Origin of the sequence: Bacillus sp. FJAT-27245 (assembly GCF_001273955.1) — a bacterium.
Taxonomy (GTDB): domain Bacteria; phylum Bacillota; class Bacilli; order Bacillales; family Cytobacillaceae; genus Bacillus_D.
Map to the genome: position 1 here is coordinate 1,945,368 of NZ_LIGI01000001.1, position 13,160 is coordinate 1,958,527.

14 protein-coding genes and 1 riboswitch are annotated in these 13,160 nt (G+C 47.1%); of the genes, 8 read left to right on the plus strand and 6 right to left on the minus strand.

Annotation, left to right across the window (positions count from 1 at the left end; translation table 11 throughout):
• Positions 1 to 67 precede the first annotated feature (67 nt).
• From ADU24_RS09345 to ADU24_RS09370, 5 genes are all read left to right on the plus strand, one after another.
• Entirely contained in the window at positions 68 to 868 is an 801-nt protein-coding gene (locus tag ADU24_RS09345) for an SGNH/GDSL hydrolase family protein (RefSeq protein ID WP_156324543.1), read from the plus strand.
• A complete protein-coding gene (locus ADU24_RS09350; protein WP_053366374.1) occupies positions 868 to 1,779 on the plus strand; it encodes an ABC transporter ATP-binding protein in 912 nt (303 codons plus the stop codon). Before ADU24_RS09345 ends, ADU24_RS09350 begins: the two co-directional genes overlap by 1 nt.
• Positions 1,772 to 2,752, plus strand: a complete 981-nt coding sequence (locus ADU24_RS09355) for an ABC transporter permease (protein ID WP_156324544.1) — start codon at positions 1,772 to 1,774, stop codon at positions 2,750 to 2,752. Before ADU24_RS09350 ends, ADU24_RS09355 begins: the two co-directional genes overlap by 8 nt.
• A gap of 355 nt (positions 2,753 to 3,107) precedes the next feature.
• Positions 3,108 to 3,743: an FMN-dependent NADH-azoreductase gene (locus ADU24_RS09365; protein WP_053366376.1), complete on the plus strand. Its 636-nt coding sequence runs from the start codon at positions 3,108 to 3,110 to the stop codon at positions 3,741 to 3,743.
• Between the two features lie 891 nt (positions 3,744 to 4,634).
• Positions 4,635 to 5,006 carry a VOC family protein gene (locus ADU24_RS09370; protein ID WP_053366377.1) on the plus strand — a complete coding sequence of 124 codons (372 nt, stop codon included), beginning with the start codon at positions 4,635 to 4,637 and terminating at the stop codon, positions 5,004 to 5,006.
• A 403-nt stretch (positions 5,007 to 5,409) separates the two neighbouring features.
• On the opposite strand, the gene ADU24_RS09375 is transcribed toward ADU24_RS09370, so the two are convergent.
• Both ADU24_RS09375 and ADU24_RS09380 read right to left on the minus strand, forming a co-directional pair.
• Positions 5,410 to 6,639 (minus strand): MFS transporter, encoded by a 1,230-nt coding sequence (locus ADU24_RS09375; RefSeq protein ID WP_053366378.1) that lies wholly within the window; start codon positions 6,637 to 6,639, stop codon positions 5,410 to 5,412.
• Positions 6,640 to 6,970: 331 nt separating this feature from the next.
• Positions 6,971 to 8,200 (minus strand): NAD(P)/FAD-dependent oxidoreductase, encoded by a 1,230-nt coding sequence (locus ADU24_RS09380; RefSeq protein ID WP_053366379.1) that lies wholly within the window; start codon positions 8,198 to 8,200, stop codon positions 6,971 to 6,973.
• A 241-nt stretch (positions 8,201 to 8,441) separates the two neighbouring features.
• Between ADU24_RS09380 and ADU24_RS09385 the strand changes: the two genes are divergently transcribed.
• Positions 8,442 to 9,023, plus strand: coding sequence for a hypothetical protein (locus ADU24_RS09385; RefSeq protein ID WP_053366380.1), 582 nt, complete (start codon positions 8,442 to 8,444; stop codon positions 9,021 to 9,023).
• 519 nt (positions 9,024 to 9,542) lie between these two features.
• On the opposite strand, the gene ADU24_RS09395 is transcribed toward ADU24_RS09385, so the two are convergent.
• Positions 9,543 to 9,815 (minus strand): hypothetical protein, encoded by a 273-nt coding sequence (locus tag ADU24_RS09395; protein ID WP_053366382.1) that lies wholly within the window; start codon positions 9,813 to 9,815, stop codon positions 9,543 to 9,545.
• A gap of 213 nt (positions 9,816 to 10,028) precedes the next feature.
• Entirely contained in the window at positions 10,029 to 10,436 is a 408-nt protein-coding gene (locus tag ADU24_RS09400) for a hypothetical protein (protein WP_053366383.1), read from the minus strand.
• A gap of 333 nt (positions 10,437 to 10,769) precedes the next feature.
• Here ADU24_RS09400 and ADU24_RS09405 point away from each other — a divergent pair, with 333 nt between their 5' ends.
• Together ADU24_RS09405 and ADU24_RS09410 are read left to right on the plus strand one after the other, a co-directional pair.
• Positions 10,770 to 11,492, plus strand: coding sequence for a GDSL-type esterase/lipase family protein (locus ADU24_RS09405; RefSeq protein ID WP_053366384.1), 723 nt, complete (start codon positions 10,770 to 10,772; stop codon positions 11,490 to 11,492).
• A gap of 66 nt (positions 11,493 to 11,558) precedes the next feature.
• Positions 11,559 to 12,131: a M15 family metallopeptidase gene (locus tag ADU24_RS09410; protein ID WP_053366385.1), complete on the plus strand. Its 573-nt coding sequence runs from the start codon at positions 11,559 to 11,561 to the stop codon at positions 12,129 to 12,131.
• 39 nt (positions 12,132 to 12,170) lie between these two features.
• Here the strand turns inward: ADU24_RS09410 and ADU24_RS09415 are convergent, their stop codons facing one another.
• Positions 12,171 to 12,551: a response regulator transcription factor gene (locus tag ADU24_RS09415; protein WP_197277491.1), complete on the minus strand. Its 381-nt coding sequence runs from the start codon at positions 12,549 to 12,551 to the stop codon at positions 12,171 to 12,173.
• Positions 12,552 to 12,612: 61 nt separating this feature from the next.
• Positions 12,613 to 12,699, minus strand: a riboswitch (cyclic di-GMP riboswitch).
• Between the two features lie 260 nt (positions 12,700 to 12,959).
• Positions 12,960 to 13,160: a CsbD family protein gene (locus ADU24_RS09420; RefSeq protein WP_053366387.1), complete on the minus strand. Its 201-nt coding sequence runs from the start codon at positions 13,158 to 13,160 to the stop codon at positions 12,960 to 12,962.

Genomic DNA, 13,160 nt, shown 5'->3' on the forward strand with positions numbered 1-13,160 from the left:
GTAATCCTGCAAAATTTGAAATGAGCCCATTGTATGATTAAATAAAATAAGGAAGTTTTTGAAAGGGATGGTTTTTTTGCGAAAAAGAACTGTTGGCATCTGGATGATTGCATCAGCATTGTTCCTGTTGCTTTGGCTGGCGGGGCTCGTTTGGGCAGTAGGCGATTATTACGCGGGCAAGCCAGCGGAACCAAAGGCAAGGGAGCCAGAAACACCAATCCAGGCTAAAGCGGATGGGGGCCTCACCATTGTCGCAATGGGCGATTCGCTCACGAGAGGGACCGGGGATGCAGCTGGCCGGGGTTATGTCGGCTATTTAGCCGATAGCTTGAAAAAGCGCTCCAAAGAGGACGTCAGGCTAGTCAACCTTGGCATTAATGGCCAAAGGTCGGAACAGCTCGCCCGGCAGGTACAGCAGGCTGAAGTCAAGCGGCAGCTCGGAAATGCGGACATTGTCCTTATTACAATAGGGGGAAATGATTTATTCAGGGGCGGGCAGGGGCTCGTTGAATTCGACAAGCAGAAGCCTGAAGAAATCGAGAAGAAATTCCTCGCGAATGTAAACGTGATCCTCACGGAAATCAGGTCCGCGAATAAGGATGCAACCATTTATTTCATCGGACTTTACAACCCGTTTATTGAACTTGCGGAAGGGAAGGAAATCTCGGCCGTCATTCGGCAATGGAATTTCGCGTCCGCAAATCTTGCCGCGAAGTTTGAAAAGGTGGTCTACGTCCCAACCTTTGATTTGTTTGAACAGAACGTAAACGATTATTTGTACACGGATAAATTCCACCCGAATACAAAAGGCTACCAGCTAATCGCAGACAGGGTGGCGGCATTGGTGGCATGGAAGGGGAAAAACTGATGTCTTCCGTAACGCTTGAAGTAAAGGATTTGAAAAAAAGGATTGGCAAAAAAGAGATTATTAAGGGGATTTCCTTTGAGCTTCACAAAGGGGAGGTTTTCGGGTTCCTTGGCCCGAACGGCGCTGGAAAGACAACGACAATCAGGATGCTCGTCGGATTAATCAAGCCGACGTCGGGCACCATTTACGTCTGTGGGTACGATCTCAGGAAGGATTTCCCGGAAGCCATGCGTCATCTCGGCTGCATCGTCGAAAATCCGGAACTTTATCCGTATTTGTCGGGATGGGACAATCTCGCCCATTTCGCGAGGATGCTCGAAGGTGTCAGCGATGCCCGCATTTGGGAAGTCGTGCGGCTTGTCGGCCTGTCTGAACGGATTCATGACAAGGTGAAAACGTATTCTCTCGGGATGCGGCAGAGGCTCGGGATCGCCCAGGCGCTTCTCGGCAGCCCAAGTGTGCTCATTTTGGACGAGCCGACAAACGGCCTTGATCCGGCGGGGATCCGCGAAATGAGGGAGTTCATACGATTCCTCGCCGAAAAAGAGGGCTTGAGCGTCCTCGTATCGAGCCATCTGCTGAGTGAAATCCAGCTTTTATGCGACCGGGTGGCGATCATTTCAAAAGGCCGGGTCATAAAGACGGACACTGTTGCGGTCCTGCTCGGCAACCGGGAGCGGATTGCCTGGAAGCTCGCACCGTTTGAGGAAGGCAAAAAAATCCTCGGCACCCTTACAGCGATTGAAGTCACTGAAGATGGCACAATTTTAACGGAGTACAGCGCCAATAAAGCCGCGGAATGGAACAGGAAGCTTGTTGAAGCAGGCATCGCAGTCTCGGAAATGAACCGGAAGATGCCCGTCCTCGAAGACTTGTTCCTGGAGCTGACCGGGGGTGACACCATTGACTAAGCTCGTACATAATGAAATGCTCAAGCTTTTGGCTAAAAAAAGACTCCTGGTTATAGCTGCCATCATCGCCGTCCTAGTCGCCCTGTTCACGTATGCGCAGCTACGCCAGGTTGAAACACAGCGCGAGCGCATGGGCACGAGCGATTGGAAGACAATTCTTCAGCAGCAAATCATCGACACGCAAAACAGGCTATCGTCGAGCCGGATTAGTGAGGAATGGAAGAAACAGCTGCAAATCAGCCTTCAGCAGCAGCAATACTACCTGGACCATAACATCAACCCATCCGAGCCCGGTGCGCCAACCTTTATGCGCATGTTCATCGAAAATTCAATTGACCTGTTCCTGCCGCTGATGGTCATGGTCATCGCGAGCGACCTTGTGTCCTCGGAGCATAGCCAGGGCACCATTAAGCTATTGCTTACAAGACCCATTAAGCGCTGGCGGGTTCTGCTCAGCAAATACATAACGCTATGCCTTTCCGTTTCCGTGATTGTCGCAATCATGGGTATTCTTTCGTATTTGATCTCCGGCATTGTGTTCGGGTACAAAGGTTGGGGCGCGCCAATCCTGACCGGCTTTTCCGCGGTGGGAAGCACGCTTGATACATCAGGCGTCAAATTGGTTGACCAGTGGCAGTATTTATTGATGGAGTTCGGGCTTGTCTGGTTCGTCGCCATTGTTGTCGGCACGTTGTCGTTCATGCTCTCGGTATTAATTAGAAGTACGGCGGCCGGGATGGGCATCATGCTCGCGGCACTCATCTCAGGGGCTATTTTAAGCAACATGGTATCTTCATGGGAGTCCGCCAAATACTTGTTCATGGTCAACCTGAGGCTGACTGATTACATGACCGGCATCGCGCCCCCGATTGAAGGGATGACACTCTCATTCTCGCTCGCCGTCCTTCTGGCGTGGTGGGCTGCCGGGTTGTTCATCTCATTCTATGTATTTGTAAATCGGGATGTTTATTAATACTGGTTTTAATGGCGCTTTTTTGAAAATTTGACGATAGTAGTGATGTGACCCCAAAAGTTAGACTTCACTCTAACTTTTGGGGTGCAGTACATAGGAGTTGCTTTTTCAAAAAAGTTCTGTCGATAGGAATAGGAGCTGTTTATATTCTGGCGATAGTTGTAGAAGCTGTTTTTGTGAATATGTGTTGCGATTTTAGGAATATTCGCATTTACTGTCGTTTCCTGCTTTTTCCATGGTTACCTGCCGCATAAAGAGGAAAAATAATGGAGTCAACATTATTTCGGAAAAATAACGTTTTTTACATTTTTCATAAGAAATAATGGCAGCAATTTTTAAGAAGGCAGGAGATACAATGGCGCAGGTTTTATACATCACCGCTCATCCCCATGACGATACGGTTTCCTACAGCATGGCAGTTGGTAAAGCTTTTATCGAAGCGTACCGGGAAGCAAATCCCAATGACGAGGTGATCCACCTTGATTTGTACAAGGAGGATATTCCGCAAATAGACGTAGACGTTTTCAGCGGCTGGGGAAAACTTCGTTCGGGATCTTCGTTTGACGAGTTATCCAGCGAGGAAAAACGGAAAGTAACCCGGCTTGGCGAATTGACAGACCAGTTTGTCGCCGCAGACAAGTACGTGTTTGTAACGCCGCTCTGGAACTTTTCCTTCCCGCCTGTCATGAAAGCGTATATCGATTCCATCTGTACCGCAGGAAAAACATTCAAGTACACAGAAAAGGGACCAGTCGGGCTGTTGACTGATAAAAAAGCACTCCATATCCAGGCGCGTGGAGGCGTTTACGCGGAAGGACCAGCCGCGGCAATGGAAATGGGCCACCGCTATATCGGAATCATCATGCAGTTCTTTGGCATCCCATCCTTTGATGGCCTGTTCGTCGAAGGGCAAAACCAGTTCCCCGACCGGGCACAGCAAATCAAGGAAGACGCCATCAGGAGAGCGCAGGAATTGGCAAAGACTTTTTAATACTTGGATGGCACGGGGCTTTTACGGCGCCGTGCCTTTTGAGGTTATACCAGCGAAAAGGAATTCAAATGGCAATCAAATCTCTGTTGAATGTTCTGATTGTCAAAAAAGGTGTCGTTCGAATTAACATGGCCGAAAAGGATAGGCTAAATCATGAAAAGGTGTCGCTCTAGAAAAATGAGTGATAACAATTTTAAAAAAACGGTTGGTTGTAATTCGTCATTATGCCATTTGGGCACTGAAGTAGCGTAACCTTTAGTTGCTGTCCAATTGGGTGCTTCATTTGGACAATGAAGCAGCGAGACCTTCAGTAGCTGTCCAAATCGGTGCCATATTTGGACACTGAAGTAGCGTAACCCCCCATTTGTTGTCCAAATCGGTGCGTTATTTGGACATTAAAGTTGCGCAACCTCCATTTGTTGTCCAAATCTTTGCCTTATTTGGACACCGAAGTAGCGCAACCCCCATTTGTTGTCCAAATCGGTGCCTTATTTGGACACCGAAGTAGCGCAACCTCCAATTGCTGTCCAAATCGGTGCCTTATTTGGACACCGAAGTAGCGTAACCTTCATTTGTTGTCCAAATCTCTACCTTATTTGGACACCGAAGTAGCGAGACCTTAATTTGCTGTCCAAACTTCAAGTACCTTTGCACTCGCATCCCTTAAAAACCTGTTTTTAAAAATAATCACACTTTAGTTTTACTTGAATCCCCAGTGCATCCCCCAAAAGACCACAGTAGCGAATTAGATTAACCCAACCACCAAATTGCCTAGTCAAAAACCCAACGACCTGCTCTCCGCTTTCCGCAGATAAGGATAACCAATAGGATTAAAATTCTCATAAAATGCTCCTTTGGTTTATAATGGAAGAAAACGAGAGGGGATTGGAAATGAAATTCACTTTCAAACAACTTGACCATGTCCAGCTAGCCGCACCAAAAGGATGCGAGGAGGATGCGCGTCTATTTTACGCGAAAATATTAGGGTTTACGGAAATTGAAAAACCGCCTGCTTTAAAAAAGAGAGGCGGCGCTTGGTTTCAGAACGGAACTATCCAACTACATATCGGCGTCGAGGATCCGTTCCTTCCGGCAAAAAAGGCGCATCCCGCTTTTGAAATCGAGAATATCGAAATGTTAAAGGCCCATTTGAGGGGAAATGGGGTCGACATCATTGTCGATGAAAACCTTCCTGGCGCGAACCGGTTTTATGCCGCGGACCCATTCGGCAACAGACTAGAATTCCTTGAGTGGATGAAGTAGCCACAGAAGACTAGCCAGACGTGGATTCCATGAATGGTGAAATAAACACAGAAGACTACGCAGGCGCGCGTTCCATGAGCGGTGAAATAAACACAGAAGACTANGACTAGCCAGACGTGGATTCCATGAATGGTGAAATAAACACAGAAGACTACGCAGGCGCGCGTTCCATGAGCGGTGAAATAAACACAGAAGACTACCCAGACGCGGGTGCCATGAACGGTGAAATTATCGCAGAAGGATACTCAGACTTGAATACCCCGAGTTGCGAAATACTCACATTGCTCCGAGCAGGCTAAAATTTCAATGCAAGGTACGTAACCCAATCCCCATCAGCCAATAACCTATCAAGCTAAAAACACCAGAAAACCGCATTCACACAAAGTGGAATGCGGTTTTTCGATTAAACGGCTTGGGCTGGCTGCTTGCGCTCGAATTTAAGGGCGACGAGCAGGAAGGAACAGCCGGCGAGCAGACGGACAACGGATGCGATGGACATTGCCGAGAACATGCCGAATTGGCCGAGCAGGTAGACGCCGAGCTGGGGCGCCACAAAGCCGATAATTGACAAGATAAATTGATAGTTTGCGAGGTACGTAGACCTGTTGGCTTCCGGAGTCGCCTTAAGAAGCTGGTTGAACAGCAGCAGGTTTGTACCGGATACGAACAGGCCAATCCAGAAGTTGAGCGCCGTCAGATAAAACAGGTTCGTTGAGAGCATCGTCAGGATTGGCGCGGTGGCCATCCCGGCGGCGGCAACGAACAAAACGAGCGTGTTTCCGTGTTTATCGGCGGCTTTTGCCCACCATTTAACGCTTGCGATTTGGGCGATTTGATTTGTAACCGAGAAAAAGCTGAACCAGAGTGCGGTCGCGTTTGCTTCACGAATATGGTAAATGCTGAAAAGCGACCAGGCCATTTGCGCGCCGATGTTGAAAAGGACGGCGCATATGATGAATGCAAGGAACGGCTTGTGCTGGAAAACGTCCAATGAAAATTTCCGTTTGGCGGCCTGAGCTTCAACTTTTTCAATCTTTTCCTCTTTTACATCACTGTGCTTGTACAGATAAAACACTTCAAGCAAGGCAAACAGGAAGCCGCCCACAAACAGGATTTGATATGGGAAGGCATCGGACTTGCTGAATTGCTGCAGGAAAAAGCCGGTCATAAATGTCACAATCATCGCCGCGACGGTTGTCCATTGGTTCCTTGTGCTGAAAAAAGACCCGCGGCGTTCTTCGGGTACGAGCCCGCCGATCAACGTTTGCCACGAAAGCCCTGATAGCGCGCCTGGAAAATTCAATGCCGCTATTAAAAAGACAAGCACCCATGGGGCATAATGTAAATCCAGAAACGGGACGAACAGGATAAGCATGAACATCAACCTCGTAGCGAAGGTTGTATAGACGGCAAAATTTTTCTTGCTTTTGGAGCGGTTCAGCCAGATGGCGCCCGGGATAAGGGCAAGCATGGCCACGATGGAAGGAAGGGACGTGATCAGCCCCATTTGCCTATCTGTCGCGCCTAGTACACTGATTGCGAATAAAGGAATATATCCGTTAACGGCAGTCGTTGATATCGTCGAAGCAAGCCCGTGGTACAGGCTTAGTTTTTCATCTTTTGCATGGGTCAAGATTAACAATCTCCATTCCATTTTTTAGTCACGAAATGGATTGTATAACGGCGGTTGTCCTAAATCAATATCACCGGCGAAAAACAGTTACATGTACATATGTTCTCCCCAGAGAACCCGTGTAATTTGGCTTATCCTTTGTGAAGATTCTGTGACAGCCCACCGTTTGACAAATAACAAAGGGAGGAAAAGCAAAACCCTTCCTTAAAAAAGGAAGGGCAGGGGAGGGGATACCGGCGCCTTTGGGAAGTGACGGGGAAAGACGCTGGCAAACAGATGTAATAGATTTATATAAGGAAGTTGGGAATGGGGGATTCCTTTCTTCCAGGATTCAAGATTGTTGTTTTACAGAAATGTTCAGCTGCTCTTTTTTCAGGAAAAGAGTTTGCTTCAGGACCAGTGTCGGGCCGCCCAGGACGAATAAATAGCGGTTTTCAATCACCCGTTTCATGATGGCGGCAAACCAGCCGGACATTGTGAAGCTGCCAACCTTGCCGACAGCTGTCCGATCGCCAATTGAGGCGACGGATCCTTTATGGTGGTATTCAAAGTTTTTAAGCGTTTTGCCGCGTACCAGGGCAGCAAGATTCTGTCCGCAAACATCTGCTTCCTGCATGGCTACCTGGGCGGTTGGCGGCAACGCTGAATTCTCGTCTTTCATGAACAAGGCGCAGTCGCCGATGCAGAAAATGTTGTCAGTTCCTTTTACGAGAAGGGTCTTGTCAACTGGCAGCTTGCCTTTTACAAGCGGCAGCCCGAAAGTTTCAAGCAGCGAGTTCGCTTTTACGCCGCAAGACCAAATCAGTGTACGGCAAGGGATTTCAAGCCCGTTTTCGAGCTGGACAGCTGTTTCGGTACAGGATTTTATTTTCGTAGATGTATAAATGTCAATGTTGTACGCCTCCATAATATGGGACGTATAGGCAATCAGTTCTTCCCCGAAGAAAGGGATCAATGATTCAGCGGCCTCAATGCCGATTATTTTCACATTTCCATAGGGAACGCCATACTCTGCGCACAGCTCGGGAAGCCCTTCGGCAAGCTCGCCAAGCATTTCAATCCCTGTGAATCCGCCGCCGGCAACGGCAAAGGTCAACCTCGATGGATCATTGTCTTCTTTATATAGGGCGAGCTGTTTTTTTATTTGATGGTAAATTGCCTTTGAACTTCTGAAACTGCGAATCTCAAATGCATGCTCCTTGATGCCGGGAATGCCGAATGTCGCAACTTCAAAGCCAAGGGCGATCACCAGGTAGTCATAGGAAATTTCCTCGCCGGATTCCAGGATAACGGTTTGGGCCAAGGAATCGACATTCGAAACGGTCCCTGTCATAAAGCGGGTTTTTTCATGGTTGACCAATTCCGGTATGGATAGAGCGATCTTCCGGTCAGGTGCCGTTCCAACGCCTACTTTATGAAGCTGGGTCGTAATGTAATGGTAGGGATGCTTGTTGATTAGCGTAACTGTGGCTTCCCCTGAACGAAGCAATTTTTCGAGTTTTTTTGTTGTAACCAGGCCGCCATAGCCTGCGCCAAGAATGACGATATGCGGTTTCTTCATAATGAAACGCTCCCTTTATATTGTGAAATAATTCACATACGAGAAGAAAAAAATAAATGAACCATCATGTTGTGTGTTTGTGAATTTTTTCACATAATCTTTATGCTTTAAGAATAAATGATTTTCGCGGATTGCGCAAGCCTTTTAATAAAAAATTTTTCCAATTAGATCCGATTCATAGTTTCTATTTAATCGGGGATAGTATTCCGGAAGAATATTTTTTGAAAAAGGAGAATGGAAGTTGAAGAAGTGTATAACAGCAGGAATTGTATTATGTGGTCTGCTTTCATTTCCGGCGCTTTCCGCTTTGAACGATACGGCATCGGTAAAGGCGGAAATGGTAGAGAAAGATTGCAGACTTTGCGGGCATGAAAAAGGGGGCGCCCGCCAGCTCAAAGTGGGGCCATTCCGGATAACGGATGAGGAATATGTAGCCTGGGCGGAAAAATATACCCCGGACCGTGTGGCTGAATGGAAGGAAGTCCTCGCGGAAAGGGAGCGGCTGAAGGAACGCTGGAACAGCCCTGAAATGGCGGCAAAACGTGAAGCGGTCCAAAAGAAACGGGAGGATAGGCGCAAGGAAATCACAATCCTGAAAAAACAATATGAGTCCGGCAAGCTAACAAAAGAAGAGTACATGAAAAAGGCGTATGAGATTGTCCGAATGGGAATGAACTATGGGATGAAGGGCCATGCGCTGGCAATCAATCTGAAAATCGCAGTCGAAGAAAATAACTCCCGGCAGGCGGCGCTTTTTTTAAACGAAATGCTCGTATATTTCAAAGAGCATAACGAAAGAATCGAAAAGAAGATGGAAACGTAAACGAGGGCGCATACAATGCGCCCTCTCTTTCATGTATGATGCAAGATTGTCTTATAATTGCTGCATTGGGTACTTGTACGGAATCCCAGCAACCTGTTTATAGGAATAGCAATCCCTTTCATAGCCGCCGGTAGACGGCTCGCTTATGACTTTTGCTGAAAACCTGGGTTGGTCGAACGAGAAATACCCGATGCCAGTAGAATACCTTTGGACACTATGGCTGCTGCCGCTTCGAATCGAATTTACCGGTTTTATTGCAATCTCCTCCTATTCAAGCAGGCCCGTACCTGAGCGAGCCAAGGATTGGTCCCATGACAACGGCGATTTCACATCCTATCTTTTTCCCAATTTTCCAAAAAACAAAACCGAAAAACACAATGTTTTTCGGTTTTATCTTAATTTTTATTTAATAGCCTTATGATGAATGGCTTACTCTACTATGCATGGCAGTAAAACGAAAGCGAATGTTTAAAGAATCGGGTACTGAACACTCCGCAACCAGAAGGATCACTCTACCGGCTAATAACGCGGCAGGATGGATTGCTGGTGTTTTCGGCACCCATAGTAGGCATCCAGGGCTGCTTTAATGGCTTCCGCCGCCTGGTAGGCCTGTTTGTAGTCGGTTTCGAGATTCCGGTCAATTGTTGTTACTCGGAACAGGTCAAGCTCCTTATTGTATTTCAGTTTGATCAATTCCTTGTCATCGTGGGTAAAAACATGCGTGACATCGGATCCGATATACGGAACTTCTTTCAGTTCCTCGGCCAAATGGCGAAGTTTTGTTATCTTCATTTTTTCCAGCCCCTTTTTATATCATTCCAAAATACCCTTGGCATACGGTTGGAAAAATAGTCACCTTTGGCGTTACCGTCCTTGCCTCACATTCTATAGTAACAGACGCGGGGGTTGGAAAACGGGGCAGGGTGAAAACTTAATATAATGTAATGTGATTGTAATAGGTGTGAAAGGGGGAAAGGGTATAAGAATAGTTTTTGAAAAAACGTATCAAACCTCCTTAATGTCCACCAAAATATAATCATCATAATATACACGAACTGTCTTTGCCGAATGGGCGGCTTTTTGGGCAACGGCTGAACTTCTGCAATACAAGGGAATTTCATGCTCCCCATCCGAAAAAATGATATATGTGAAATCTGCGTTTAAAGGGGGATGGCCATCCTTGATCTCCACAAACTTTCCGGTGAAAGAAGAAAGTTCCCCCAACCCTTTTTGTTCCGCCTTTGCCGCAAGGACGAGAAAACGGGTGCGGACGGTTTCAAGAACTTCTTTTATAAAAAGGAGAAATGCCACCAGGCCGGCGATCATGGAAGAAACAACGAGCACTTCTGATAGGGAAGGGTGCAACAAGCCGATTGACCAAAAGAGCAATGCAGCCGCCAAATGATACTTCATTCCTGCTCACTTCTTTCCGGAAAGAATGTGTTTGTCTGCCGTATCACTGCTGCTTAGGATAAAGGGTCTGAAAAAACGAGTTCAGGGGACACAAATAGCCGCCTTCATGTCATCAGGCAGCCGCGTCCGTTGTGGGAAATGGTAGTTTCCGCTTCATCTATTACTCTTCCTCTAATGATACACTAAATTGCCCGCTATGTAAATTAAATATCTGAAAATTAAAATAATTTTTAACTAGTAGGATGGCGAGGTTTGTTTTACCAGCCGAAGCGATGTGTGGCTATGCCAAAATTGTGGGTATAAGGGAACATACAGCAACAGGGGGAGTAAATCATGAAACGAAAAACGATTTTCGCTGCTGCCTTCCTTTTGGCGGCAGCTGCCATTGCGTATGGATACTATTCACTTAATGGTGAAGCATCAAAGGGAAAGACGGTCATCATGGCTTTCGGCGATTCGCTTACGTATGGACAAGGCGACCGCGAGGAGCAAGGATATGTCGGAAAGCTTGAAAAAGAGCTGAACGCAAGATACCCAGGCATGGATTTTACCATTGAGAATTACGGCGTGAAAAAACGGGAAACGGACGATGTGATTATGGAATTACGAAAACCGGGGACCGCCGCCAGGCTAAAGAACGCCGACAGTTTCATCTTATTCATTGGGACGAATGACTTAATCAACAGCAACGGAGGAAACTTGAAAACAATCCATCCCGAAAAGATTGCTGCGGCGAAGCGAAAATACGTGCGGAATCTCGGTGTCATCCTTAATACACTAAGGAGTGCAAACAATAATGCGCCAATATTGGTCCTTGGCCTTTACAACCCTTACCCTGAAAACGGGCAAAATATTGAGCCGTTGTTTGACGGATGGAATGCCGCGACGATTCGACTTGTGGAGAAGGAAAGAGGGGTTACGTATGTGCCGACGAATGACATTTTCAAAGGGAAGGACAAGCAGCAGTATTTCAGCGACTCGCTTCATTTGAACAAACACGGCTACAGGCTGTTGGAAAAGCGCATTATGGAAATGTATCCCTCACCTGAAAAATGAGTGGATTTTCGGGAAAATAGAGATACAATAGGGGTATAAATGTTTTGGACACAGTAGGAGAGACAGATGCGAAAAGCTAAACGGTTTGCGGCTGCCATGGCAATTGCGGCAGTCCTTTTTCTTGTATGGAAGGCGATGGGCTACCCGGGTTACAACTACGGAAGAAATGTGCCGATGCCGACGGACCTTCACCCCGAGGTGAGGGAAAAAGCGCATGAACTCGTTGCGATCGCCGCGAAAAAAGGCATTACAATCCAGCTGATTCAAGGGTTCAGGTCGGTGGAAGAACAGAACCGTCTTTATGCAAAAGGGCGAACCGATAATGGCCAAATCGTGACCTATGCGCGCGGAGGAGAATCGTATCATAATTACGGCCTTGCAGTTGATTTTGCATTAACCGGCAAAGACGGGTCGCTTATATGGGATATGGGATATGATATGAACGGAAATGCCCGCCCGGATTGGGAGGAAGTCGCTTCAATGGCGAAAGGATTGGGATTCGAATGGGGCGGGGATTGGGAACAGTTCAAGGACTACCCGCATCTGCAAATGACATTCGGGCTTTCAATCAGTGACCTGCAGAGGGGAAAACGGCCTCCCGGGCGGGCACTGGCCGGTACAGATGAACAAAATGGATGAAAAAACGGCAGTGCGTACATGCATGACTGCCGTTTTTTCTTATGTTCCTCTTAAATTTGAAGCTGGTATCCCTAGGGTATCCAGGGCGGTGAGCAACCCTTCAAACCCCGGTTTGAGGATGAAGCCGCTCGCTCCCATTTCCCTTGATTGACGGACAAGGCATTCATCCGTGAAGGTCGACATCATCAGGACCTTTGCTTCGGGATGGATTCGGATAATTTCCTGAAGCGTTTCAAAGCCATTCAACTGGGGCAGTAAAAATTCGAGCATGACAACATCGGGAGACCCGGCCCTGTACTTCTGGACGGCCTGCTTTCCGTTGTCCGCTTCGGCTATTACCCTGTAATCGCTTTTGTAAAGCTTCTTTTTAAGTACGCTCCGAATAAAGATCGATCGGTCTGCTACGAGAATAGATTTCATTGCCAAGAACCCCTTCGCCGTTTTAAAAGGCAAATCAGGAAAGGTTTTGGGATAGTAAGCGTACTGCAACCCGGCTGCCATGACAATTTCTTGTTTTAGGCCCGTGGCTTTGCGTCTTTTACTTTCGTAAAATTTGCCCTTTCCCAAATAGTAGCACTCCTTACTAGCAATAACATGGGACTTTAGTCCTGATTTGAAAAGGCAGGCGAACGTACTTTCTCTAAACGATGAAAAAGTCCTTGTTTTATTAGGGGATATCGAGTTTTTAGGAGCTGTTGGGAAAATCAAGATTTTCGGGGATCGTGGCGAAATCTGCCATCCCTAAGGTGAAATTCCTGTCAGAAAAACAATGAAGTTTGGTTCCTCTTATAAAAAAGCCGCCAGGAATGTCCCTGGCGGTTCGACTCTTTATCTCATTTTATCCATGATGTTATTAAACTCACTGGAAAGCCGTTCCTTGGCTTCACCGTATTTTTCTTTAACCTCGCCTTTGCCTTTGTCAAAATTGCCTTCAGCCTCGAGCGATTCATTGCCCGATACCTTTCCGGCAGTCCTTTTGGCTTCACCTTTCAGTTGGTCCCATGCACCTTTTGTTTCATCTCTGTTCAT

Bases quoted from the DNA above. Each gene is read 5' to 3' on its own strand.
- ADU24_RS09400 (WP_053366383.1), bottom strand. From the start codon at position 10,436: ATGAAGTATCATTTGGCGGCTGCATTGCTCTTTTGGTCAATCGGCTTG.
- ADU24_RS09395 (WP_053366382.1), bottom strand. From the start codon at position 9,815: ATGAAGATAACAAAACTTCGCCATTTGGCCGAGGAACTGAAAGAAGTT.
- ADU24_RS09380 (WP_053366379.1), bottom strand. From the start codon at position 8,200: ATGAAGAAACCGCATATCGTCATTCTTGGCGCAGGCTATGGCGGCCTG.
- ADU24_RS09415 (WP_197277491.1), bottom strand. From the start codon at position 12,551: ATGAAATCTATTCTCGTAGCAGACCGATCGATCTTTATTCGGAGCGTA.
- ADU24_RS09365 (WP_053366376.1), top strand. From the start codon at position 3,108: ATGGCGCAGGTTTTATACATCACCGCTCATCCCCATGACGATACGGTT.
- ADU24_RS09410 (WP_053366385.1), top strand. From the start codon at position 11,559: ATGCGAAAAGCTAAACGGTTTGCGGCTGCCATGGCAATTGCGGCAGTC.
- ADU24_RS09420 (WP_053366387.1), bottom strand. From the start codon at position 13,160: ATGAACAGAGATGAAACAAAAGGTGCATGGGACCAACTGAAAGGTGAA.
- ADU24_RS09405 (WP_053366384.1), top strand. From the start codon at position 10,770: ATGAAACGAAAAACGATTTTCGCTGCTGCCTTCCTTTTGGCGGCAGCT.
- ADU24_RS09350 (WP_053366374.1), top strand. From the start codon at position 868: ATGTCTTCCGTAACGCTTGAAGTAAAGGATTTGAAAAAAAGGATTGGC.
- ADU24_RS09345 (WP_156324543.1), top strand. From the start codon at position 68: ATGGTTTTTTTGCGAAAAAGAACTGTTGGCATCTGGATGATTGCATCA.
- ADU24_RS09370 (WP_053366377.1), top strand. From the start codon at position 4,635: ATGAAATTCACTTTCAAACAACTTGACCATGTCCAGCTAGCCGCACCA.